The organism is Enterovirga sp. GCM10030262 (genome assembly GCF_042666435.1).
In the GTDB taxonomy this organism is placed as follows: domain Bacteria; phylum Pseudomonadota; class Alphaproteobacteria; order Sphingomonadales; family Sphingomonadaceae; genus Allosphingosinicella.
On record NZ_JBHTDC010000001.1, the window covers coordinates 959,394 to 983,249 of the forward strand.

Annotated in this window: 21 protein-coding genes; 10 read left to right on the top strand and 11 right to left on the bottom strand. The window is 67.6% G+C overall.

Annotation, left to right across the window (positions count from 1 at the left end; all coding sequences use genetic code 11):
* Positions 1–123: 123 nt before the first annotated feature.
* From ACFQRC_RS04715 to ACFQRC_RS04725, 3 genes are all read left to right on the top strand, one after another.
* Complete coding sequence (locus ACFQRC_RS04715; RefSeq protein WP_379958311.1) at positions 124–1,911, top strand: CHASE2 domain-containing protein; 1,788 nt, start codon at positions 124–126, stop codon at positions 1,909–1,911.
* A 415-nt stretch (positions 1,912–2,326) separates the two neighbouring features.
* Positions 2,327–4,096, top strand: coding sequence for a hypothetical protein (locus ACFQRC_RS04720; protein ID WP_379958313.1), 1,770 nt, complete (start codon positions 2,327–2,329; stop codon positions 4,094–4,096).
* Positions 4,097–4,155: 59 nt separating this feature from the next.
* Positions 4,156–5,388: a PepSY domain-containing protein gene (locus ACFQRC_RS04725; RefSeq protein ID WP_379958315.1), complete on the top strand. Its 1,233-nt coding sequence runs from the start codon at positions 4,156–4,158 to the stop codon at positions 5,386–5,388.
* Between the two features lie 13 nt (positions 5,389–5,401).
* On the opposite strand, the gene ACFQRC_RS04730 is transcribed toward ACFQRC_RS04725, so the two are convergent.
* Positions 5,402–6,319, bottom strand: coding sequence for an aldose 1-epimerase (locus tag ACFQRC_RS04730; RefSeq protein ID WP_379958318.1), 918 nt, complete (start codon positions 6,317–6,319; stop codon positions 5,402–5,404).
* Between the two features lie 106 nt (positions 6,320–6,425).
* On the opposite strand from ACFQRC_RS04730, the gene ACFQRC_RS04735 reads away from it, so the two are divergent.
* A complete protein-coding gene (locus ACFQRC_RS04735; RefSeq protein ID WP_379958321.1) occupies positions 6,426–6,746 on the top strand; it encodes a hypothetical protein in 321 nt (106 codons plus the stop codon).
* 29 nt (positions 6,747–6,775) lie between these two features.
* Here the strand turns inward: ACFQRC_RS04735 and dgoD are convergent, their stop codons facing one another.
* Genes dgoD through ACFQRC_RS04750 form a run of 3 tightly spaced genes read right to left on the bottom strand, consistent with a single transcriptional unit; the run spans position 6,776 to position 10,147 of the window.
* Positions 6,776–7,915 (bottom strand): galactonate dehydratase, encoded by a 1,140-nt coding sequence (dgoD, locus tag ACFQRC_RS04740; protein WP_379958323.1) that lies wholly within the window; start codon positions 7,913–7,915, stop codon positions 6,776–6,778.
* 20 nt (positions 7,916–7,935) lie between these two features.
* Complete coding sequence (locus ACFQRC_RS04745; protein WP_379958325.1) at positions 7,936–9,234, bottom strand: family 1 glycosylhydrolase; 1,299 nt, start codon at positions 9,232–9,234, stop codon at positions 7,936–7,938.
* Positions 9,235–9,277: 43 nt separating this feature from the next.
* Positions 9,278–10,147 (bottom strand): SMP-30/gluconolactonase/LRE family protein, encoded by an 870-nt coding sequence (locus ACFQRC_RS04750; protein ID WP_379958327.1) that lies wholly within the window; start codon positions 10,145–10,147, stop codon positions 9,278–9,280.
* 89 nt (positions 10,148–10,236) lie between these two features.
* Between ACFQRC_RS04750 and ACFQRC_RS04755 the strand changes: the two genes are divergently transcribed.
* Genes ACFQRC_RS04755 through ACFQRC_RS04765 form a run of 3 tightly spaced genes read left to right on the top strand, consistent with a single transcriptional unit; the run spans position 10,237 to position 12,682 of the window.
* Positions 10,237–11,121 (top strand): 2-dehydro-3-deoxygalactonokinase, encoded by an 885-nt coding sequence (locus ACFQRC_RS04755; RefSeq protein WP_379958329.1) that lies wholly within the window; start codon positions 10,237–10,239, stop codon positions 11,119–11,121.
* Positions 11,121–11,750 (top strand): 2-dehydro-3-deoxy-6-phosphogalactonate aldolase, encoded by a 630-nt coding sequence (locus ACFQRC_RS04760; protein ID WP_379958332.1) that lies wholly within the window; start codon positions 11,121–11,123, stop codon positions 11,748–11,750. Before ACFQRC_RS04755 ends, ACFQRC_RS04760 begins: the two co-directional genes overlap by 1 nt.
* Positions 11,747–12,682: a Gfo/Idh/MocA family protein gene (locus ACFQRC_RS04765; protein WP_379958335.1), complete on the top strand. Its 936-nt coding sequence runs from the start codon at positions 11,747–11,749 to the stop codon at positions 12,680–12,682. The genes ACFQRC_RS04760 and ACFQRC_RS04765 overlap by 4 nt, the downstream gene beginning before the upstream one ends.
* On the opposite strand, the gene ACFQRC_RS04770 is transcribed toward ACFQRC_RS04765, so the two are convergent.
* The 4 genes from ACFQRC_RS04770 to ACFQRC_RS04785 are packed head-to-tail and all read right to left on the bottom strand — an operon-like array spanning position 12,683 to position 17,356.
* On the bottom strand, positions 12,683–13,891 hold the full coding sequence (locus ACFQRC_RS04770; RefSeq protein ID WP_379958337.1) for an ABC transporter permease: 1,209 nt from the start codon (positions 13,889–13,891) through the stop codon (positions 12,683–12,685).
* Complete coding sequence (locus ACFQRC_RS04775) at positions 13,891–14,604, bottom strand: ABC transporter ATP-binding protein (protein ID WP_379958339.1); 714 nt, start codon at positions 14,602–14,604, stop codon at positions 13,891–13,893. The genes ACFQRC_RS04770 and ACFQRC_RS04775 overlap by 1 nt, the downstream gene beginning before the upstream one ends.
* Positions 14,601–15,953, bottom strand: coding sequence for an efflux RND transporter periplasmic adaptor subunit (locus ACFQRC_RS04780; RefSeq protein WP_379958341.1), 1,353 nt, complete (start codon positions 15,951–15,953; stop codon positions 14,601–14,603). The genes ACFQRC_RS04775 and ACFQRC_RS04780 overlap by 4 nt, the downstream gene beginning before the upstream one ends.
* Complete coding sequence (locus tag ACFQRC_RS04785) at positions 15,950–17,356, bottom strand: efflux transporter outer membrane subunit (RefSeq protein WP_379958343.1); 1,407 nt, start codon at positions 17,354–17,356, stop codon at positions 15,950–15,952. Before ACFQRC_RS04785 ends, ACFQRC_RS04780 begins: the two co-directional genes overlap by 4 nt.
* A gap of 191 nt (positions 17,357–17,547) precedes the next feature.
* Between ACFQRC_RS04785 and ACFQRC_RS04790 the strand changes: the two genes are divergently transcribed.
* Entirely contained in the window at positions 17,548–18,747 is a 1,200-nt protein-coding gene (locus ACFQRC_RS04790) for a M24 family metallopeptidase (RefSeq protein WP_379958345.1), read from the top strand.
* Between the two features lie 3 nt (positions 18,748–18,750).
* Here ACFQRC_RS04790 and nadC read toward each other — a convergent pair whose 3' ends face one another.
* Positions 18,751–19,596: a carboxylating nicotinate-nucleotide diphosphorylase gene (gene nadC / locus ACFQRC_RS04795; RefSeq protein ID WP_379958347.1), complete on the bottom strand. Its 846-nt coding sequence runs from the start codon at positions 19,594–19,596 to the stop codon at positions 18,751–18,753.
* A gap of 95 nt (positions 19,597–19,691) precedes the next feature.
* On the opposite strand from nadC, the gene ACFQRC_RS04800 reads away from it, so the two are divergent.
* Positions 19,692–20,585 carry a pirin family protein gene (locus ACFQRC_RS04800; RefSeq protein WP_379958350.1) on the top strand — a complete coding sequence of 298 codons (894 nt, stop codon included), beginning with the start codon at positions 19,692–19,694 and terminating at the stop codon, positions 20,583–20,585.
* A gap of 196 nt (positions 20,586–20,781) precedes the next feature.
* On the opposite strand, the gene ACFQRC_RS04805 is transcribed toward ACFQRC_RS04800, so the two are convergent.
* Together ACFQRC_RS04805 and ACFQRC_RS04810 are read right to left on the bottom strand one after the other, a co-directional pair.
* A complete protein-coding gene (locus ACFQRC_RS04805; protein ID WP_379958353.1) occupies positions 20,782–22,260 on the bottom strand; it encodes a class I adenylate-forming enzyme family protein in 1,479 nt (492 codons plus the stop codon).
* Entirely contained in the window at positions 22,260–22,874 is a 615-nt protein-coding gene (locus ACFQRC_RS04810) for a TetR/AcrR family transcriptional regulator (RefSeq protein ID WP_379958356.1), read from the bottom strand. Before ACFQRC_RS04810 ends, ACFQRC_RS04805 begins: the two co-directional genes overlap by 1 nt.
* 143 nt (positions 22,875–23,017) lie before the next feature.
* Here ACFQRC_RS04810 and ACFQRC_RS04815 point away from each other — a divergent pair, with 143 nt between their 5' ends.
* Entirely contained in the window at positions 23,018–23,854 is an 837-nt protein-coding gene (locus ACFQRC_RS04815) for an alpha/beta fold hydrolase (RefSeq protein ID WP_379958358.1), read from the top strand.
* Positions 23,855–23,856 lie beyond the last annotated feature (2 nt).

Genomic DNA, 23,856 nt, shown 5'->3' on the forward strand with positions numbered 1-23,856 from the left:
TCACCCGTTCGTGTCGAGCGAAGTCGAGACACCCTTTCGAGCGGAGCCGAGAATGAATGCCTCGGCTTCGCTCGGCTGGGCCCCTCGACTTCGCTCGGGGCGAACGGTTTACGGATTCTGACCATGTTCGCGCGGCGGATCGGTGAGCGGGGGTCGCGGGTCGCCATCGCCGCCGCGATCCTCGCTCTCCTGCTGCTCGCCAAGGCGCTGCCAGCGTGGGAGGCCCTTTCCGGCAGCGCGTTCGACATTCTTTCGACCGCCGGGCAGCCCGTTCCCGAGGAGCCGGTGGCCGTCATCGTGGCGATCGACGAACCGAGCTTTTCCGCGATCGGCCAGCCCTGGCCCTGGCCGCGCGACCTCCACGCCCGGCTCATCCGCTCGCTGAGGGCCGCGGGCGCGGAGGCGATTGTTTTCGACATCGTCTTCGCCGAGCCTTCCGATCCGGCGGCCGACGCGGCGCTGGCGGAGGCGGCCGATGCGCGGACGGTGTTCGCCGCCGACGAAACCCTGCTGGAGACGCCGCACGCCACCAGTCTCGTCAGGACCGAGCCGTTCCCGGAGCTGCTGGCCGACGGCGCCAGAGCGGGCGTGACCGCGGTGAGCCTCGACGGCGACGGCGTCGCCCGCCGCATCTCGCGATATCCCGACAGCCTGCCGCGCCGGATGCTGGAGGCGGCGGGAAGAAGGGCGGCCGAAACGGATCCCGGCGCCGAGCGGCTGATCCAATATTTCGGTCCATCCGGAAGCTACCCCCGCCTCTCTTATTATCAAGCGCTGGAGCCGAGAAAATATCTGCCGCCGGATTTCCTTCGCGGCCGCAACGTCATCATCGGCTACGCGGTCCAGGCGACAGCCGATGTGGGCGCCGGCACGGACATGTTCGAGACCGCCTATACGCGGATCAATGGCCAGCTGACGCCGGGCGTGGAAATCCAGGCGACGGTGGCGGACAATTTGCTCCACGGCCTGTCCGTCCGCCCCGCCGCGGACTGGATCGCCCTCCTGCTCCTCATCATGGGCGGCGCGCTCGGCTATGTCGTCGCCGCGCCCGCCGGGCTGGTGCGAAGGCTGACAATTGCGCTCGCAGCCGCTTTCTGCCTGGTCGTGCTGTCCTGGATCGCGCTTCGCTTCGGCCGCCTATGGGTATCGCCCGGCGAGCCCGTCATCGCCCTCGCCGCCGTCTTCGCCGGCCTCGGCGTCCGCGACTTCGCGGTCGAGCGGCGGCGGCGGCGGGAGATACAGGGGGCCTTCTCCCAATATGTCTCCCCCGCCATGGTCGAGCGGCTGGCGGCGAATCCGGAGCTGCTGAAGCTCGGCGGGGAGCGCAAGGTGATGACCATCCTGTTCGCCGACATACGTGGCTTCACCACGATATCGGAGGCGATGAAGGGCGACCCCGAAGGGCTGACGCGGGTCGTCAACGACATACTGACGCCGCTTTCCGACATCGTCATCGCCCATGGCGGGACCATCGACAAATATATGGGCGATTGCGTGATGGCCTTCTGGAACGCGCCGCTCGACGATCCCGACCATGCGGCCAACGGCGTCCGCGCGGGCATCGCGATGGTCGAGGCCCTGCCGGCGATCAACCAGGCGGTGCAGGCGCGGCTGCCGGAGCGTCACGGGGAGAAGCCGACCGTCCGGATCGGCGTCGGCGTCAATTCCGGCGAATGCGTGGTCGGCAACATGGGCTCGGCCCAGCGCTTCGATTATTCGGTGCTGGGCGACGCCGTGAACGTCGCGTCGCGCATCGAGGGGCTGTCGAAGGATTATGGCGTGCCGATGATCGTCGGCGAGGCGGCCGTTGCGCTGGCCGGCGACGCCTTCGATTTCGTCGAGCTCGACCGGATCGCGGTGCGCGGCAAGAGCGAGCCGCTGGCCATTCACGCCGTCAAGGGCCTTGCTTGACGGTATTGCGGGGAAGCCATCCCTTGCCGTCAGGCCGGCCGCTTAACTTCTTTCCCAAATCAACAAGTTGAGTTATCGTCGCGACTCGCAAAGTCGGGGGGCAGTAGAGTGAAAGACAGCGCCTACGTTCCGGCCCGGTCACAGCTTCGGCCATGAATCCCGTTTTTCGCGAGGCGAGTGAAACGGGCCGGTCGGGGACTGCCCAAGAGGGATATGATGTCGGCGCTCCCCAGTCATTAGCCCGCTCCTGTCATGAGCGACCATCAAACGCACAAGACGAGTGGCCAGCCGGATACGGTCGCTCCTGATCGAGCACGGCCGATAAGGATATCGGCGGCGGTCTTCGGCGCCGGACGCAAGAAGAGGGGTGACGATGCTTTCTCCGCCTACCCAATTGAAGGCTCCTTCACCGCTCGTGCGGCGCGCACTGGCCTTTTTGTGGTTCGGCCTTCTCGCCCTCGGCATCGTCGGCCAGGTCGGGGGATTGTGGCGCGGCCACAGCTACGTCACCGAAACGCTGCCCGCCTTCGCCATGGTCGGACTTTCGGTCGAGCAGGATGTCGAGGATGACGAGGGTTATATCTATGACGCGGTGAGCCCGGCCTCGGCCGAGACGCGGCGGCTCGGCATTCCCGCCGCCGGCTGGATCTACCAGGTGGACGGCGTCGCCACGACCGAGGTCGAGACGGAAAAGCTGGCGGAGCTGCTGGCCGGCGAGATCGGGACCAGCGTCCTGGTCGATATCGAGGCGCCGGACGGGACCGAGAAACAACACCGGCTGACCCGCTCCCAGGCCAACCGCGACGAAGCCTATTCCGAAGACGATCAATGGCTGACCCTGGGCTCGGTCATCCTCTTCGCTTTGCTGGCGATCCCCTATGCCGGGGCGGCGGCATTGCTCTGGCGGCGCCAGCCGGATCGGCCCGTCTCGATCATGCTGTCCTTCGCATTCCTCGCCTTCGCCGGATGGGGCTTCGGACCGATGCTGTTCTGGGAGTGGACCGGCCGGCTGGAGGTCTGGGCGGCGATCACGATGCTGTGGATATGCCTTCTGACCGCCGCGCTTCCCGCCTTTCCCGACGGGCGCTTCCAGCCGCGCTGGACGCGCTGGCTGCTGGTCGTCGGGCCGGTCGTGGCCGTGCTCATCCCGATGCCCTTCATCGGCGAGGAAGTGCTCCTTTCCCTGTTGACCCTGCTGTTCCTCACCATGCTCGTCATGCTGACCTTCCCGGCGCGGCGGTTCCGGCGCATGCCGCCCGGGCTCGAGCGCCAGCAGATGAAATGGGCGGCGCTGGGACTGCTCGGCGGCCCGGCGCTCTGGGTGTCGGCGGCGGTCCTCGGGGTCGTGGCCGCCACGTTGCCGCTGGGCGATTTCGCCGAGGGCCTTGCCGGAATCGTCTTCCTGCTCGTCTATCTCGGCTTCGTCCTGATCCCGGTGGGGATCATCATTTCGCTGTTGCGCTATCGCCTCAACGATGCCGATGCGGCGATCGGCAAGTCGGCGGGCTATGCGGCGATCACCTTGATGGTCGGGGCGGTGTGGGCGATCACGACGACCTGGGCGAACGGATTCATCGCCAGCAACCTGGGCGTCGTCAACACCGCCGTCGCCCCCGGGGTAAGCGCCGTCATCGCCGCCGCCGTCTTCGCGCCGCTCAACAAGAAGATCATGGGATCGATGGAACGCAAGTTCCAGCGCGCGCTGGTGCGGTTGCGGTCCCTGCCCGGCCGGCTGGCCAAATGGCAACAGGGCGACGACCCGGTCCACGTTGCCGAACGGGCGCTCGACGCCATCGTCGATGGCGTGCAGGCGAGAAAAGCGGCCCTGATAGGGATCATCGCCGACAGCCGACGGGTGCTCGCCACATACAATGTCGAGACCGACGCCTTGTGCGCCGAGCTTGATGCGCGGGACGGGGAAGCGGACGGCGGATCGTTCGCGCTCAGCGTGCCGCTCGTCGACGGGGACGAGCCGGTCGGGCTGCTTCTGCTCGGGGAACGAAGCGACGGCGCCCCCTACAGCAAGGACGAGCGCGCCGCGATCGCGCTCGTTCGCGAGCCGCTGACCGACGCCATACGGATCACCGCGCGCCGAGCCGAGAAGGACGCGGCTTTCATGACCATATTGTCGGCGATGGAGGAACGGGTGACGAGGATCGAAGGGCCGCAACGGCGGCTCGGCTGAGCAGGTACGAGTAAGCGTCAGGAAGGGGTTGGACCAGTCTGTCAGCAAGGACATGCGACATGAAGAAAACGACATTGCTCATTTCGGCGGCGATCATGCTTTCGGCCGCTCCCTTATTCGCCGCCCCCCATGCGAGGCTGGTGCTTCCGGCCGCGAAAGCGCCCGCCAATTCGATACTGAGCCCGGGCGCGGTGGCGGCCATTCTCCAAACCAAGGGCTATCGCGTCCAGTCGATGGCGCGGAAGGGCACGGCTTACTCGATCAAGGCCACCGGCAAGCACGGCAACAAGGTGCAGATGCTGGTCGACGGGCGAAGCGGCGAGATCGTCGGCCTGTCCGTCCTCGACGCGGCGACGAACCTCATCCAGGCGGTCGCGGACGCGCTCAAATCGAACAGGACGAAAAGGCATGTCGACGACCGTCATCCGTTCGGCGTGGTGGTGCCGGACCGCTACGCGCGCGACTGGGCGGTGATACCCGCTTCGGCATGGGCGAGCGGCGGACAGCGATTCATCCCGGCCCAGCGGAGCGCCTCGCCCTATCGCTACGCGGTGCCGCACCGGAGTGTCCGCCCCGGCAAGAACGGCCGCACCCACAGCACCATCCCGGCCGAAAGGATGCGCGAGCCGGTCTACGCCGTCTATGAAGCCGACGGCGCGCTGATCGATGCGGCGAACGAGGCCGACGAGCGGGCGATGCACGCCGAGATCGAAGCCGAGGATGCGCGGATGCAGTCGGAGGATCTCGCCGCCGAGAACGCCTATCTCGCCGGCCAGGTGGACGAAGCCTATGCCGATGCGTCGGAGGCCGAGGATGCGGCCTATAATGCCGAGCTCGCCGCGGAAGCCCGCGCGGAGGAAGCGGCGGGCGCGGAAGATCGCGCCGCAGCCGCCGAGGCCGAGCTCGACGCGCGCGATGCCGTCGACGCCGCCAACGAGGCCGACGCCGGCGATGATGTCGATGCAGATGACGAAGCCGTCGACGAAGCCGACGCCGACGCCGACGCCGACGACAGCTATGACGATGCCGGCGTCGCGGACGAAGCCGACGTCGAAGATTCCTATGACGAGCCCGAGGAAGACCGCGCCGACGAGGAGGTCTACGACGATGAGCCGCAAGATGTCGATGCCGCGGAAGAGGAAGCCTATGACGAGCCGGAAGACGATGGCGCCTATGAGGACGATTCCTACGACGAGCCCGAGGACGATGGCGGCTACGAGGATGATGGCGGAGATTATGACGATGGCGGCGACGGGGACGACGGTGGCTATGACGAGCCCGAGCGCCTCTAGCCGCTGACCCGTTTCAGGCCGGGCAGACGGAGAGGCGGGAGTCCAGCGCCATCTCCTCGCCCGGCCCGATGATGGCGAGCCCGAGCTCTGTCCACATTTCCTCGGGCTCGTTCAGTGCCGCGTTGGCGTGGGTGACGGGCTCGGCGACGAACAATCCGCCCGCCGGCGGCGAATAGAGCTGGAAGAAGCGGGCGGTCGGCGACGACAGCTCGATCGCGAACGACAGGCCCGGATCCGTAATCCGGGCGCTGCCGCTCCAGCCGCCGAACCCGTTGTCGAGATCCTGGCCGCAGACGAAGCGGTCGCGAAGGTCGTAGCGGCCGGTGGCGGGCACCTTGCCCACCGGGAGCACGCGGCCGTCGATCGTCCAGGCGCACTCTACCCGGGTGTCGAGCCGTGTCTCCGGCGTGCAGGGAAAATAGGGATGCTGGCCAAGGCCGCAGGGCATCGGCTCGCCCGACAGGTTGCGGCAGGACAGGCGCAGCGAAAGCCCGTCTTCGTCGAGCCGGAAATGCTGGCGCGCCTCATAGGCCCACGGCCATTCCCCGGCGGCATGGCGATAGACCAAGGTCGCGCGGTCGGATTCATGTTCCTCGGCCGTCCAGGCGGCGAGCCAGCCCTGGCCATGGAGCGGACTCGGGTCGCCCTCCATATTCGGGACGAGTGTGACTTCGCGGCCACGGAAGCGGAAGCAGCCGTTCCTGACGCGGTTGGAATAAGGAACGAGCGGGAAGCTGGCGGCCTCAAGGATGCTCGACGGGACGGCCTCCGCGCCGCGAAGGATCGGGGTTTTTCCTTTTTCGTCCGAGAGATAGTTGAACGCAGCGATACACCCCCCGACTTGCGGCGCCAGCCGGAGGTCGAGCCGCCCGCGAACGAGTTTCAGCAGGCCTCGTTCGCCGTCAGGCTGAATGTCATCAGTCGTTGACATTCATGTTTCCGAAATTCTCCTGTGGGTAAATCCAAGTTAAATGTTGCTTCGGGATTCCGGCGCAAGTTAATTTGAACGCAGGGGAATGAGTGGGACGGGGAATGTGATGAGTAGAATGGTCAAGGATTTTATCGAGATTGCCGATCATGCATCTCTCGACGAATTGATCGAGAGGCTGACGGCGGTGCGGGACAGCCTTCCGGCGGAAGCCGGCGCGCAGCTGCGGCTGCAGGGCTGCGACGTCTTCGGACGGAGCCTGTCCATCGCGTACTTCCGGCCGCAGACGGCGGAGGAGGCGGAGTGCGAGGCGCGCTACGCCGACGCCTACCGCCGGTCGCGCGAACGCGATCTGGAGCGTCTCCAGGAGGAGCTGGGCGTCGTCTGCAAGCCGCCCCGGCGCGGCGGCCAATTGCGGGCCGTGGCGTAAGCCTCTCCCCTCCCGGCAAGGGAGGGGCGTCACCATTCGGCGAAGCTTCCGTCGCGGAGGCGCCAGATCGGGTTGCGCCAGCGGTGGCGGTCCTTGTGCGCCTCGCGCACCGCCGCTTCGTCGACATCGACGCCGAGGCCGGGCCCTTCCGGAATCGGCAGGTAACCGTCGACCGCGGTCAGCGCCTCCTTGTTGGCGCAGAAATTCAGCAGATCGTGGCCGACATTATAGTGGATGCCGAGCGACATCTCCTGAAGCGCCACATTGGGGGTGCAGCCGGCGAGCTGGAGGCAGGCGGCGAGCGCGAGCGGCCCAAGCGGGCAATGCGGCGCGACGGCGACGTCATAGGCCTCGGCCATCGCCGCGATCCGGCGGCATTCCGATAGGCCGCCGGCGTGGCTCAAGTCGGGCTGGATGATATCGACCGCGCCCGAGGCGAGGAATGGCTTGAAATCCCAGCGCGAATAGAGCCGCTCGCCCAAGGCGATCGGCGTGCTGGTGAGGGCAGCGATCTGGGCCAGACCTTCCGGATTTTCCGAGAGCAGAGGCTCCTCGATGAAGAGCAGGCCCAGCGGTTCGAGCGCCTTGCCGAGCTGCTTGGCCATCGGCTTGTGCACCCGGCCGTGGAAATCGAGGCCGACGTCCATCCCTTCCGCTTGCGCCGCGCGGACGCGCTCGACCACCGCGTCGAACAATTTCGGCGTACCAAGCCAGTCGAGCTCCGCGGTGGCGTTCATCTTGACCGCCGAGAAGCCCTGCTCGCGCCGGGCGCGCGCCGCCTCACCGATCTCGTGCGGCCGGTCGCCGCCGATCCAGGCATAAGCGCGAATGCGGTCGCGCACCTTGCCGCCGAGCAATTGCCAGGCGGGCACTCCGAGCACCCTGCCCTTCAAATCCCACAGCGCCTGGTCGAGTCCCGAGAGCGCCGACATCAGCACCGCGCCGCCCCGATAGAAGCCGCCGCGATAGGCGACCTGCCAGATGTCCTCGATTCGGAAAGCGTCGTGGCCGACGAAGCGGTCGCGCAGCGCCTCGAACGCGCCGCCCACCGCCTCGGCATGGCCTTCGAGGCTGGCCTCGCCCCAGCCAACCGCGCCGTCCTCGCCCTCGACGCGGACGAACAGCCAGCGGGGCGGGACGTAGAAGGTCTCGATACGGCCGATCTTCACTGCAAACCTCCTGAACGCATCTACTCGCTGGCTTCGACATTCGCGGGTTGCGCCGAAGGCTGCCCTTTCATCGAGGCCGCATCCGCCTCCTGCCGGCGCGACTCCTCGCCGCCCCATTGCGAGGGCGGCACGATCGGCACCACCAGGCACACGCTCTGCGCGGGCAGCACGTCCCGCCAGGACTGGATAAGCTCTTTATAGGCCCGGCCGACCGCGCGGATATTGCGGTCCAGGTCGTAGAGGCCGAGCGGATTGACCCGGCCATTCTGCTCGCGCAGCGCCGTGTCCCAGTCGACCTGATCGGTCAGCGAATACCAGGTGAAACCGACGGTCGGGATACCGACATTGCGCAAGCGCAGCACGTTCGCCCATTCCTTCCACAGCCACTGGACCGATTCATCGCCGTTCGGCCCTTCGTTGAGGTTGGTTTCCGTGTGCATCACCGGCAGGCCGTAGCGGCCGTAATATTGGCGGGTGATCTCGCTATAGCCGAACACCTCACCCGACGACTCGGTATGGCCGTTGGCGTGCACGCGATGCTCGTTGGTGCGGTAATAATCGTTGCCCAGGATGCAATGCTGCTTGAGCCGGTTGTGGAGGAAAAAATCATATTCCTCCTTGGTCATGCCGTTGCCGAGCAGATATTCGTACATCTCGCTGTCGACGCGGCGGCCATAATTGAGATCGAGCGAGAGGAAACGCTGCGAGTTCATCACCTCGGCCGGACCGATGGCGGCCGGGCTGTCGGCGTGGAAATATTCCGAGGATTCGCTCTGGATGAAGATCGCATTCGGGCGTCGCTTCAATATCTCCTTCATCGCGAGCACGTTGGCCTTCACGATATGCTTGAGCGCGGTGACGAAGGAGCGCTCGCTGGTCAGTTGCTCGTTCCACCAGCCATATCGGGCCGAGAAGGTCGCGCAGATGAACATCTCGTTGACCGGCGTGTAGAGCTGGACCCAGGGGTAACGCTCGGCGAAGGCGGCGGCATAGGTCGCGAACAGCTGCGGGAAGTCGGGATTCTGGAAATTCCCGATCCAGTCCGGGACGCCGAAATGGCAAAGGTCCATGATCGGCGTGATATCGCGGCGCTTGAGATCGTTCAGCGTGAGGTCGGCGAATTCCCAATCGTAACGATCGGGGCCGAGGAAGGTTCGGTGGATCGGCGGGCCGTAGCGGAGGAAATGGATATCCATCTCCTCGACCAGGTCGAAATCCTCGCGCCAGCGTTCGTAATGGAAGCAGGCTTCCATCTGGTCGACGCGGGTGCGGCCGTTGTTGATGGTCGGGATGCTGTTCTCGATCCCGGTGCAGAACATGAAATTGGCGATCGGAACCTCCCTTGCGCGGGCGCGGCGATGGTCAGCCGGCGAAAGGCGCTTCGGCCAGCCCGGACACGCCTGCCTCCAACACAAAGAGTCCGCCCGCATAAGGTTGCATCGCGAGCGACTTTTCATCGAGGCCGATGCGCGCGGAGGTAACGAACAAACGGTCCAGGTCCGCGCCGCCGAAGGCGCAGCTGGTCGGCCGCTGGACGGGCATCCGCATTGTGCGGATACATTCGCCCGCGGGGGAGAAGCGGCGGAGGCACCAGCCGTCCCAGAAAGCGACCCACAGGCAGCCCTCGGCATCGACGGTCATGCCGTCGGGAGAGCCGTCGCCTTCGCCGAAGCGGGCGAAGACGCGCTTGTTCGACACCTCGCCGTCGTCCGAGAGATCGAAGGCATAGATGGTCTGGCGGGCGGAGTCATTGTGGTAGATCAACCGCCCGTCGGGGCTGAAGGCGGGGCCGTTGGTCACCTTGTAACCGTCGTCGATGCGCGCCCAGCCAAGGTCCGGATCGAGCCGGTAAAGCGCGCCCGAAAATTGCTTTTCCGCATCGTCCATCGTGCCGGCCCAGAAACGGCCCCGCCGGTCGGTCTTGCCGTCGTTGAAGCGATTTCCCGGGCGGTCAGGCTCGGGATCGGCAAAGGGCTCGAACCGCTCCTGCTCCAGGTCGACGAAGGCGAGGCCCCGCTCGCTTCCGGCCACGAACCCGCCTTTCGCACGCGGCGCCAGCGAGGCGATGCGGAACGGGGTGTCCCAACTCGTCAACGCCCCCTCTTTGCTCCTCCGAAAGACCAGGCGTCCCTTGACGTCGACCCAGTAAAGCGCCTGCTCGCGCGCCACCCACAATGGCCCCTCGCCAAGCACGGCCTTGCAATCGGCGACGCAGACGGGTTCTTCGGCCATGATTCTCCCCTTTCGCGCGACAACGCGCTGACATGGATTTGGGACCCAGGACGGATTGACGCGTTAAGCTTCGAGGATGCGAGGAACGGATGCGCTGGGCTGAGGGATTCATCGCCGTCGATTGGGGGACGACCAACCGCCGCGGCTATCTGATCGCGCCGGACGGCCGCCTCGTTGACGAGATGGAGGACGACCAGGGCATCCTTTCCGTGCCGCCAGGCGGTTTCCCGGAGGCGGTGGCGCAATTGCGAAGCCGGCTCGGCGACCGGCCGATGCTGATGGCGGGCATGGTCGGATCGAACCGGGGCTGGGTGGAGGCATCCTACGTCCCCTGCCCCGCCGGCCTGAGGGAGATCGCCGACAGCCTGCGCTGGGCCGAGCCCGGATGGATCGCGATCATCCCCGGCGTGTCGTACGCCAGCGGCCCGGCGGCGGACGTAATGCGGGGCGAGGAGGTGCAGATATTGGGCGCCGTCGCGCAATCCATGGTGGGTGCCGACGCGCTGGTCTGCCATCCCGGCACGCACAATAAATGGGTTCGGCTGAAGGAGGGACGGATCACGTCGTTCAGGACCGTTATGACGGGCGAATTGTTCAGCCTGATGAAGGAGCACAGCATCCTCTCCGAGCTGCTGTCGCGGCCGGTGGAAATAGGCGAGGCGTTCGCCGCCGGCGTCCGGCGCGGGCTCGACCAGGACGATCTGACGGCAGAATTATTCTCGGTGCGGGCGCGCGTCCTGCTCGGCAAGGCGGAGCGCGGCGACGCCGCTTCTTATGCGAGCGGGCTGCTGATCGGGACCGATCTTCGGATCGGGCTTCGCGGCGCGCCGGACGGCGAAATCGCGGTGATGGGAAGGCCGGAACTGACCAGGCTGTTCGCTGCCGCGCTGGAGATGGCCGGGCGCGAGCCGCGCGAGATCGATGGGGAAGAAGCGTTCCTGGCGGGCGCGCGACAATTGGCGGAGCTGATTTGATGACGGCATCGGAAGACCTGCGCGGGCGCCTCGACGAATGCCGTTTGGTGGCGATCGTTCGCGGCATAAGACCGGAAGAGGCGGGAGACATCGGCGAAGCGCTGATCGCCGCCGGCATCCGGATTATCGAGGTGCCGCTGAACTCGCCCGAACCTTTCAAGAGCATCCGCCGCCTGGCCATGGCCGTTGGAGACCGGGCACTGATCGGCGCCGGGACCGTGCTCGACCCGATCGACGTGGCGCGGGTCGCGGAGGCCGGCGGCAGGCTGATCGTCTCGCCCAATACGGACGTGGCGGTGATCGAGGCGACGGTGAGCGCGGGCCTTGCGTCCTCGCCCGGTTACTTCACGCCGTCGGAGGCCTTCACCGCGATCAAGGCGGGCGCCGATGCGCTCAAGCTGTTCCCGGCCGAAGGCGCGTCGCCGGCATTGGTGAAGGCGCAGCGGGCGGTGCTGCCGAAGGACGTGCCTTTGCTTGTCGTCGGCGGGGTCACGCCGGCGTCGATGGGGCCGTGGCTGGACGCCGGCGCCGACGGCTTCGGGCTCGGCTCCGGTATCTACAAGCCCGGGCAGTCGGCGGAGCAGGTCGGCGAGCAGGCGCGCCCCTATGTCGCGGGCCTGGGGCGATGAAGCCGCTCCGGATCGCGATCGTCGGCTATGGCAAGATCGCGCGGGACCAGCATGGTCCGGCCATCGCCGGTCTCCCTCGTTTCGCGCTGGCGGCGACGGTCAGCCGTCAGCGGAGCGGCATCGACGGCGTCCCGGCCTTCGCCAGCCACAAGGAAATGTTGCGCGAGATGGACGATCTCGACGCCGTCGCGATCACCACGCCGCCGTCGGCGCGCTACGCCATCGCCCGCGACTGCATCGCGGCGGGGCTGCACGTGCTGCTCGAAAAGCCGCCGACGGTAACCTTGAGCGAGATCGAGGACATGGCCTGTCTCGCCGAAAGCGAGGCGGTGACGCTCTTCGCCACCTGGCATGCGCGGTACAATTCGGCCGTAGCGGCGGCGGCGGCCGCGCTCGCGGGCGAGCGGATCGCGAGCATGGAGATCGTCTGGCGCGAGGACGCGCGCAAATGGCATCCCGGCCAGCAATGGATCTGGGAGCCGGGCGGCTTCGGCGTTTTCGACCCCGGCATCAACGCCTTGTCGATCGCGACGGCGATCTTCCCGGGTCCACTGTTCGTGCGCCAGGCGGAACTGCTTTACCCGGAGAACAAGCAGACGCCGATCGCGGCCAATCTGAGCCTGGCCAGCCCTTCGGCCGGCGGCGACATGCCCGTCGCTCTCGACTGGCGCCACGGCGACCGCGAAGCCTGGACCATCACGGTCCGCACCGAGACGGGGACCGAGATTGAGCTGAGCGAAGGCGGATCGCGCCTCCTCATCGACGGCGCGCCGGTGGCGGCGAAAGGGGCCGGTGAATATCCGGCCATCTACCAACGCTTCCTGGACCTGATCGACGCTCGGCAATCGGATATCGACGCGCGGCCGTTGCGCCTCGTCGCCGATGCCTTTCTGGTGGGAAAGCGGACCATCGTCGAAAGCTTCGCCGACTGACTATTCGTGGCGGAGCGCGTCGATCGGATTGAGCGACGCCGCCCGCCGCGCCGGAAAATAGCCGAAGACAATTCCGATCAGCGCCGAGAAGAAGAAGGCGACGAGGTTGATCTGCGGATCGAAGATGAAGGGCACCTGGATGAGCGGCGCCGCGACCATCGTCGCGACCAAAGCGAGAGCGAGGCCGATCAGTCCGCCCAGGCAGGCGAGCGCGACCGCCTCCACCAGAAACTGGAGCAGGACCTCGCGCGCGACCGCGCCGATGGCGAGGCGGATGCCGATCTCGCGGGTGCGCTCGGTGACCGAGACGAGCATGATGTTCATGATGCCGATGCCGCCGACCAGCAGGCTCACCGCCGCCACCGCGCCCATCACCGTGGTGAGGATGCGCGTGGTGCCGGAGAGGGTCTCGGCGATCTGCGCGGTGTCGGTGACCCGGAAATCATCCTCGCGCGGGTTGGAGACGTTGCGCCGCTCGCGCAGCAGGCTCTCGATCGAGCGCTGGACGGTGGCGGTCTCATAGCGCGGGTCGACGGAGACCATGATCGAACGCAGGTCGCGATTGCCGGTGAAACGGCGCTGCACCGCCTTGACCGGCATGATGACGGTATCGTCCTGATCGTTGCCGAAGCCGCCCTGGCCCCGCGCCGCCAGGGTGCCGATCACCTCACAGCTGACGTCCCCGATGCGGAAGCGCTCGCCGATCGGGTCGTCGCGCTGGAACAGGTTCTGGCGGACGGTATCGCCGATGATGCAGACGGAGCGGCCACTTTCCTCCTCGGCCGGGGTGAAGGTGCGGCCCGAGGCGAGCTGCCATTGCTGGGCCACGAGAAAGTCGTTGGTCGTGCCGTTGATCGTCGTCGACCAGTTGGCCGCGTTGCGGATTGCGGTCGCGCTGTGCTGGGCCTGGGGCGCGACGGCGGCGACGCCGGCGACCTGCTCCATGATCGCCTCGACATCCTCCAGGTCGAAATCGGGCGGGCGCGGTCCGCCGCCACCGCGGCCGAAGCCTTGGCCCGGGCGGATCGAGAGGATGTTGGATCCGAGGCTGCTTATCTGATCCGACACCGCCTGCGTGGCGCCGTTGCCGAGCGTCACCATCGTGACCACCGCGGCGACGCCGATGACGATGCCGAGGATGGTGAGGAACGAGCGCAGCAAATGACGCCGGATTTCGCGGATGGCGAGGACGAGGGTGGTGGCGAACATCAGGCCGCGCCCACCAAGGCGGGGCGGTGGTGACCCTCGATCCGCTCGACCAGCCCGTCCTTGAAGTGGATGATGGTGCGCGCGAAATCGGCCATCTCCGCCTCGTGGGTGACCATCAAAACGGTGATGCCGGTCTGGTTGAGCTCGGTCAGCAGCTTCATGATCTCGACCGAACGTTCGCTGTCGAGATTGCCGGTCGGCTCGTCGGCGAGCAGTACGTCGGGGCTGGTGACGATGGCGCGGGCAATGGCGACGCGCTGCTGCTGGCCGCCGGAAAGCTCGGCCGGCGTATGGTCCCACCAATCGGCGAGCCCCACCTTGTCGAGCGCGGCCATGCCGGCCTTGTGCCGCGCCGTCTTGTCCTCGCCGCGATAGAGCAAAGGCAGCTCGACATTCTCGAGCGCGGTAGTGCGGGCGAGCAGGTTGAAGCCTTGGAAGACGAAGCCGAGGTAGCGCCGCCGGAGCAGCGCCCGCTGGTCCCGGTCGAGACGTTCGACATGGTGGCCCTTGAACAGGAAGTCGCCGCTGGTCGGGACGTCGAGGCAGCCCAATATGTTCATCGTCGTCGACTTGCCCGAGCCGGACGGCCCCATCACCGCCACGAAGTCGCCCCGGTCGATGTCGAGGTCGACGCCCTTCAAGGCCTGAAAGGCTGTCGGGCCGCTGCCGAACGTCTTGGTGACGTTTCGAAGCGAGATCAGCCGCTCGCTCATTCCGCGGCCGCCAGCCTGCCCGTTATCACCTTCATGCCCGGCTCCAGCCCCTCGCCGCGCACGGCGGTCTGGCTGCCGTTGGTGGCGCCGGTCGTGACCTGGATCGGCCGGGGCTGCCCGTCCTCGCCGAGAACATGGACGGTCTGGCGGCTGCCGCGGCCGATCGAGACTTCCCGATCGCCGCCCCTGCCGCCGCGACGGCCGCGCTGCGGCACCAGGACGCTGGTGACGCCGCCTTTCTCGTTCGCGCCCGCCCGCGCCTCGCGCTCCGGCGAGAAGCGGAGCGCCGCGTTCGGAACGAGCAGCTGGTTCCTCTGCTCGGCGGTGACGATGTCGGCGGTCGCGGTCATGCCCGGCCGCAGGATGAGGTCCGGATTCTCGACCGACAGGACCGCCGTATAGGCGACGACGGCGCCCGCGGACGCGGTCGCGGTCGCGTCGGCCCCGGCATTGGCCCCGACATCGACCCGCACGATCCGGGCCGGGAAGGTCCGGCCGGGGAAGGCGTCGACCGTGAAGGTGGCGCGCTGCCCGTCCTTCACCTGGCCGACATCGGCCTCGTCGACCTTCACCTCGAGCTGCATCTGGGCAAGATCCTCGGCGATGGTGAAGAGCACCGGCGCCTGGAAGGAGGCGGCCACGGTTTGGCCGGGGTCGATCTGGCGAGCGAGGACAACGCCGGTCACGGGCGAATAGATGGTCGCCTTGGAAAGGTTGGTCTGGGCCGAGGACAAGGCGGCGCGCGCCTGCGACACCTGTGCCTGCGCGGCGCGGACGCCGGCGGCGGCGCGCTGATTCTCGGCGCGGCCCGTGTCGAGCTCGGTTTGCGAGGGCACCTTGCCGCCGGACAGGCGATAGACTTCCTCCAGCCGGTTGAGGTTCGCCCGCGCCTGCACCGCCGACGCCTGGGCCTGGGCGACCTGGGCCTGGGCCGAGGCCAGAGCCGCCTCATTCTGGACGATCGTGTCGCGGAGCCGCGCGGTGTCGAGCCGGGCGAGCGGCTGGCCCCGCACCACACGGTCATTATTGTCGACATAGACGTCGGTGACGAGGCCCGATTGCTCCGAGCCGACCTCGACCTTGTTGGTGGGCTGCAAATTGCCGGTCGCCGAGATGGTGACGGTAAGCTCGCCGCGCCGCACATCCTCGGTGACGTAGCCGCCCGCGCTCTCGCTGGCGAAACATTGCGAGAGCAGGAGGATCCCGAGCAGCACCGCCACCGCCAGGCCAATCTGAATGCCGCGCTTCCGCCACGGCCGCTCGGCTTCGGCGCCGAGGAAGGCGTCGAGTTCCGCCTGGGTCGCACTGCTCTCCGCCGTCTCCGGCTTCGGATGGGTCACGTCGTTCATGCAGCGGTTCCGGTGTCGGGAGCGAGGGGATCCCAGCCGCCGCCGAGGGCGCGGTAGAGCTGGACGAGGGCGAGCGCCTGTTCGGCGCGGCTCGAATCGACGCCGTCGCGGGCGGAAAGGAGCGAGCGCTCGGCTTCCAGCAGGGTCTGGAAATCGGTGAGGCCGGCGCGATACTGGCTGCGGGCGAGGATGGCGGTGTTGTTGGCGGCGTCGAGCGCGATGGCGAATTGTTGCTGCCGTTCTTTCGCCGCGTCGAGCGCGACCAGGCCATTCTCGACATCCTCCAGCGCGACCAGCACCGACTGCCGGTAGGTGGCGAGCGCGGCGTCGGTCGCGGCCTCCTGGGAGCGGACCTGCGACCGCAGCCGCCCGCCGTCGAACAAAGTCTGGCTGAGCCCGCCGAAGATGCCGCCGGCGATCGCGTCGACCAGGCCACCGATCGACAGAGCCGAGGCGCCGATATCGCCGGTAAGACGGAGCGCCGGATAGAGTTCGGCCTGGGCGACGCCGATCCGCGCGGTCTGCGCCGCCAGCGTCCGTTCGGCGGCGCGCACGTCGGGGCGCTGGCGGAGGGTGTCGGCGGGAATGCCGACGGCGATCGTGTCGGGACCGGCCGGGATCGGCCGGGGCGCGGCCAGCGAAGCGGTGAGCGCGCCGGGCGCCTGGCCGGTCAGCACCGCCAGGCGATAGGCAGCGGCGGCAAAATCGCTTTCGATCCCCGGAATGGAGGCGGCAGTCTGCGCCCTCTGTGCGCGCGCCTGCTCCGAATCGAGCGAGGAGACGAGCCCGGCCTGGACGCGCCAGCCGGCAATCTCCAGATTCTCGTCGGCGATGCGCAAGGTATCGCGCGCCGTCTCGAGGCGCTGCTGGGCGAGCCGCGCCTGAATGTAGTTGGTGGCGACTTCGCCGACGATCGCGACCTGCACCGCGGCGAGATCGAAGACGGCGCCTTCGGCATCGGCGCGCGACGCCTCGACGCCGCGGCTGATCCCGCCGAACAGATCGACCTCCCAACTCGCGTCGGCGCCGAGCGAGAGGTTGGTCCGGCTATTGCCGTCGCTGTCCAGATCCTGGCCGGCGCCGGCCGAGGCGCCGACATTGGGCAACCGGCCGGCGCGCGCCTGCACCACCGCTTCCCGGGCCTGACGGAGCCGGGCGGACGCGACGGCGAGATCGAGGTTGGACGCGACCGCCTGCTCGACCAGCCGGTTCAGCATCGGATCGTCGAAGACCGTCCACCATTGCGCCAGTTCCTCCGCCGATCCGGCAAGGCCCTGCTCGGCATGATAGGCGCCCGGAACACCCAGCGCGCCGGCTCCGGGCGCGGCATAATCCGGCCCCACGGTCGTGCAGGCCGAAATCGGCATCGCCAGCAGCAACAGGATGAGGGACGGCTTCTTCATGACAAAGACCCTTGGCATCGCGCGCTGAACTCCCGATGAAGCCGGAATGATGAAGAGCGCGGCAGCGACCAGAAAGCTCCGGCGACTTCGGTAGCTGAGTTGGGCGGCGATGCCGATACCGCTTTAGCCGTGTCTGGCGATGCGCCGCCATGCGACCTATCAGCCCGATAATTCACGATATGGAGAATCAGATGATGCGCGGAATAAGCGGTTCGACCGCGGCGGCTGAGCTTGAAGGGTTGCGCCCGTGGGCCGATCAGGCTGGGCCAATCTCCGTCCGCGAGCGGGAAAGGCGGATCGAGCAGGCCCGCCGTCTGATGGCGGCAAGCGGCGCCGATGCCTTGCTGATCGGCGCGGGCGCGAGCCTTCGCTATTTCGCGGGCGTTCCGTGGGGGGCGAGCGAGCGGCTCGTGGCGATGCTGCTGCCGCGCGCCGGAGATCCGATCATGATCTGTCCCAATTTCGAGCTCGGCACGCTCGAGGCCGATCTCGTCGTCCCCGCCGATATTCGTCTGTGGGAAGAGGATGAGAGCCCGTCCGCGCTGGTCGCGGACGCGTTGCGGGAGCTTGGCGCCGCCACGCTGGCGGTCGATCCGGCCATGGCCTTCCTGCTGGTCGACCGCATCCGCAAGGCCGCGCCGGGGGTGGCGCTGGTGGATGGCCCCGCCATTGTCGATGGCTGCCGGATGGTGAAGTCGCCGGCCGAGCTGGCGCTGATGCGGCAGGCCAAGGCGATGACGCTCGAGGTCCAGCGCCGCGCCGCGCTCATCCTGCGCGAGGGCATCACCGCCACCGAGGTCCGTCGCTTCATCGACGAGGCGCATCGGGCGCTGGGCGCGTCGGGCAGCAGCTTCTGCATCGTCCAATTCGGCCGCTCGACCGCCTTCCCGCACGGCCTTCCGGGCGAAAGCGTCCTCCATGAAGGCGACATGGTGCTGATCGACACGGGCTGCCTGGTCGAAGGCTATCATAGCGACATCACCCGCTCCTACGTGTTCGGTGCGGCCGACGACGAGCAACGCGGCATCTGGTCGCTGGAGCAGGAGGCGCAGCAGGCGGCGTTCGACGCGGCGCGTCCCGGCGTGCCGTGCGAAGACGTGGACGCCGCGGCGCGGCGCGTGCTGGAGCGCGCGGGCCTCGGCCCCGGCTACCGGCTGCCGGGCCTGCCCCATCGCACCGGTCACGGCATCGGCCTGTCGATCCACGAGCCGGCCTATCTGGTGAAGGGCGACCGGACGCCGCTGGCGCCGGGCATGTGCTTCTCGAACGAGCCGATGATCGTCGTTCCCGACCGCTTCGGAATAAGGCTGGAGGACCATTTCCACGTCACCGAGGAGGGCGCGGCCTGGTTCACCGAGCCTTCTCCGTCGATCGATGCGCCGTTCGGCTGACGCTCAGCCGTAATCGAGGCCGATATCGGCCGCCGGCGCCGATTGGGTGATGCGGCCGACCGAGACGTAGGTGACGCCGCTCTCGGCGATGGCGCGGATCGTGTCGAGCCGGACTCCGCCCGAGGCTTCGGTGGGCACGCGGCCGGCGACGAGCGCCACCGCCTCGAGCAATGTGTCCGGGCCCATATTGTCGAGCAGCAGCCGGTCGGCGCCGGCGGCGAGCGCGGGTTCGATCTGGTCGATCCGGTCGACCTCGACCTGGACGGGAAGCGCCAGCCCCGCCGCCTTCGCCGCGCGCACCGCCGTCGCGACGCCGCCGGCGACGGCGATATGATTGTCCTTGATGAGCAATCCGTCGTCGAGCCGCATCCGGTGGTTCTCGGCCCCGCCCATGCGGGTGGCATATTTCTCCAGCACCCTGAGGCCCGGGAGGGTCTTGCGCGTGTCGAGAAGGATGCAGCCGGTGCCGGCGATGGCGTCGACATAGGCCCGGGTCATGGTGGCGATGCCGGTGAGGTGCTGGACGCTGTTGAGCGCGGATCGCTCGGCCGAGAGCAACGCGCGGGCATTGCCCGAAAGCCGCATCAGCGCGGTGCCGGCGGACACGCGCGTTCCGTCCGCGACCAGTTGTTCGACGAAGACCTCGGGATCGAGCGCCTGGAAGAAGAGGGTCGCCATAGGCAGGCCGGCGACGGTCACCGCGTCGCGGCTCGCCATTACCGCGTCGAATCGCGCGTCGGCCGGGATCGTGGCCGCGGAGGTGACGTCGCCGCCTTCCCCCAGATCCTCGACCAGCACCTGGCGGACGAACGCGCCCAGATCGACGCCCGAAACGAAGGCTTCCGTCATGACTTCCCATCCGCTGCCCGATGAACGAAAGTGCCGGTACCACCCAGCGCCCGATCCGCAAGCCGATTGTGGGCGCGGCCAACAGGAGAGAGCGCATGATCGACCTTGTCATAGACCAGAGGCGCAAGGATCTGGGCGGGTTCGAGGTCGGGCGCGTGCTTCCTTTCGCCAAGCGGCGGATGGTCGGGCCATTCATCTTCTTCGACCATATGGGTCCGGTCGAGCTGGCGGCGGGGATTCCCCGCTCGGTCGATGTCCGGCCGCATCCGCATATCGGCCTTTCCACCGTCACCTATCTGTTCGAGGGCGAGATCATGCACCGCGACAGCGTCGGCTCGGAGCAGCCGATCCGGCCGGGCGAGGTCAATTGGATGACGGCGGGGCGCGGCATCACCCATAGCGAGCGGTTCGAGAAGGCGCGGGCGAAAGGCGGGCCGATGCACGGCATCCAGGCCTGGGTGGCGTTGCCGGAGGCGGACGAGGAGAGCGATCCCGGCTTCTGGCATCATGGCGCGACCGACCTGCCCGTGATCGAGGAGGATGGTCTGTGGGCGCGGGTGATCGCGGGCGACGCCTTCGGCCTCTCCGCCGATGTCCGTACCCATTCGCCCATGTCCTACGTCCATTGCGCGCTCCAGCCCGGCGCCCGCGTCACCGTCCCCGCCGACCATCCCGAGCGCGCCGCTTATGTCGCCATCGGGACGGTAGAGGTGCAGGGTGGCCGATTTTCGGAAGGACAGATGCTGATCTTCGCGCAGGGCGGCGCCGTCGATATCCGGGCGGTGACCCCGGCGACCTTGATGCTGCTCGGCGGCGAGCCGGTGGGTCCGCGTTTCATCGAATGGAATTTCGTGTCCTCGTCGAAGGAGCGGCTGGAGCAGGCCAAGGCCGACTGGCGCGCCGGACGCATGAAGCTCCCCGACCTCGACGACGGCGAATTCATCCCGCTTCCAGGAGATCCTCCGCCGCCCGCCAACCCGATGTCGTGAGTTTTAGTTTCGCGAAGAGACGCAGAGAGGCGCACTCAAGCAACCAACGGTTTGTCACTCCCCGTTCGCCCTGAGCTGTCGAAGGGCCTTTCTCCTTTCCGAAGTTGGGAGGAAAATTAAGGGGCTTCGACAAGCTCAGCCCGAACGGTCGCGGCTCACTGCGACCTCTCTGCCCCTCTGCGTCTCTCCGCGCACCCTATTCCGCTACGGATAAAGCGTGCTTTCTGATCTTCCCCGCCGCGGTTCGGGGGAAGTCCGAGACATATTCGAAGCTTCTTGGCACCTTGTATGCGGCCAGGCGGGCGCGGCAGAAAGCATGAAGTTCCTCCGGCGTGGGCGTCGAACCGGACGTGGTGAGGATGAAGGCCCTGGCGACCTCCCCCCAGCGCGGATCGGGCGCCGGCACCACCGCGGCCTCGGCGATGGCGGGATGAGCGGCGAGCACCTTCTCGACCTCGGCCGGATAGACGTTCTCGCCGCCCGAGATGAACATCTCCTTCCGGCGGCCGACGATATAATGGAGCCCATCGCCGTCGCGGCGGGCGAGATCGCCGGAGCGGAGCCAGCCGTCGGCGGTGAAGGCGGCGCGGGTCGCCGCTTCGTCTCCCCAATAGCCGGGCGTCACGCCGGGGCCCGAAAAGAGCAGATCGCCGACCTCGCCGTCGGCCACGTCGCGACCCTCTTCATCGACGATCCTGGCGTTGCACAATGTTCGCGCCCTGCCGACCGACCCGATCCGGTCCCACGCGTCGGCGGGATCGGCGAGAAAGGCCGTCGGCCCGGTCTCGGTCATCCCCATGCCGTTGCAGATGCGGACGCCGAGTGCGCGATAATGTTCGACCAGCGCATCGGGCAACGGCGCGCCGCCGCAGCCCCAGTGACGGACATGATCGAGCGGTGCTGCGGCGAAGCGCGGATGGTCGAGCAGCGCCTGGTAAACGGTCGGCACGGCAAAGAAGGTGTCCAGCCGCCGCCCTTCCAGCAGCCGCACCACCGGCTCCGCGTCGAAGACGCCGACGACGATCACGCGCCCGCCCGCGATCAGGGTCGGCAGGCTGTGCAGGTTGATCCCGGCGGTATGAAACAAAGGCAGGAAATTGGCCGTCGCGTCGGTCGAGGTCAGGCCGATCGCCGAACCGATATTGACGTAATTCGCCATCGCCATGCGGAAATTGTAGATCACGCCCTTGGGCCGCCCGGTCGTGCCGGACGTGTAGATGAGATACCAGATGTCCTCCGCCGGCCATTGGCCGCGCCATCGGCCGGCGGGGGCCCGCGCCACCAGGGCTTCATAATCGCGATCGAGGCCGATCGTGGGGAGCGCCAAAGCGTCGGCGGCCGCTTCGTCCTCCACGCCGGCGAAGAGGAGGGCGGGCGCGCAATCGTCGATGAGCTCGGCCAGTTCCGAAGGCGGCATCCGCCAGTTGAGCGGGACCAGGATCGCGCCCAGCTTGGCGCAGCCGAACAATATTTCGAAGAAGGCGATGCGATTGCGGCACAGGATGGCGACCCGGTCGCCCTCGCCCACCCCGCGCTCCGCCATCAGCGACGCCGCCTGCCCGGCGCGGCGATCGAGCTCCGCATAAGTGAGAAGGCGTCCGCTTTCCTCCAGCGCCACCTTGTCCGAGGAGAGTTCGCCGCGCCTGGCGATGAGGTCGGGGATGTCGGCCAGCATCAGCCGCGCTTCCTCAGGCCCTCCGACACCAGCCCGATGGCGATGTCGGCGATCTCGCCGGGCGACAAATCCTCCTCCCATATGCCGTAGCGCATGCCAAGGAAGACGCTCATTCCAATGAGGGCCCAGGCGCGCGGCTCATCCTCCCCGGCCACGATCTCGCCGCGCCGGGAGGCGGCCGCGAGGTTGCGGCGATAACCCTCGACGAAGGTCCGGTAATGTTCGCGATAGACGTCGTCGGCGACGAACTGGGCCTCCTCGATGATCCGGTAGAGCTCGCGATGCTTGCGGACGAAGGCGATGAAGGATTCCAGGCCCATCCTCTCGGCGGCGATCCGGTCGGGCGCATCCTTGACCGCTTCGGCGACATGGGCGCGTGTCGCGCGGCTCATGTCGCGGACGAGGGCGCGGAACACCTCCTCCTTGCTCTCGAAATAGGTGTAGAAGGTGCCGAGCGCGACGCCGGCGCGCTGGGTGATGCCGGTGATCGCGGCGTCGTGGTAGCCGCGCTCGCCGAATTCGAGCGCCGCCGCTTCCAGGACGCGGCGCAAGGTCTTGCGGCCGCGTTCGGTGCGCGGTGTCTTGTCGGCCGCGGCCAGCCTCAACTCCGACATGATTCCTCCCCTCCGGAGAACTTGAACCGAGTTTCACCTTTCCGCAAGCACCCCGGTAACTTGAACATTGACTCAACTTTCAGCTCATGGCATTCAGCAGGGAGGTAAGCCTCCACGATAGAGTGCGCCTGGGAGGGGTTTCGTTGCCGCATTACACCGCATTGGATGGCGCTCGCATCGCCTATGACGACATGGGCGAGGGACGGCCCTTGCTGCTGCTCCACGGGCTGATGGCGCATCGCGGCTTTTTCGAGGCCCAGCGCGACCTTGCCGGCCAGTTTCGCCTGATCGGCATCGATCTTCGTGGACACGGCGAATCGCGAGAGGCCGGCGAGGCTCCGACGGTGGATCGAATCGCCGCGGACGTAAGAGGGGTGGTCGAAGCGCTCGACCTGCGGGACGCGATCGGAATCGGCTGGTCGCTTGGCGCCTCGGTGCTCTGGCGGATGCTCGACGGGCCCGCTTCGGCCCGCTTCGCGGGCGCCGTCGTCGTCGACATGACGCCGCGGGTGATGAACGACGGCGACTGGCGGCTCGGCCTTTCCGCCGAGGCGTGCGAGGCCCGGCGGCGGGCGATCGAGGAGGATTTCCACAGCTTCGCGACCCAGGCCGGCGAGGCGATCTTCGCGCCCCGCGAGGGTGCCGAATTCGACGCCCGGGCACGCTGGGCCGGGGAGGAATTCGCCAGGAACGACCCGGCGGCGATCAGCGCCTTGTGGCGTTCGCTGATGGCCCAGGATTTCCGGCCGACGCTCGGCCGCATCGACCAGCCGACCCTGATCGCGCACGGGGCCCACAGCCATCTTTATGGATCGGACACCGCCGATTTCCTCGGCGCCGCCATTCCCCGTTCGAAGATCGTGCAATTCGACCAATCGGGCCACAGCCCGCACATCGAGCAACCCGAGCTTTTCAACCGCGCCCTGCGCGATTTCGCGGCCAGCCTTCCGCGCGTCCGCAGCAATTCGATGACAGCATAACA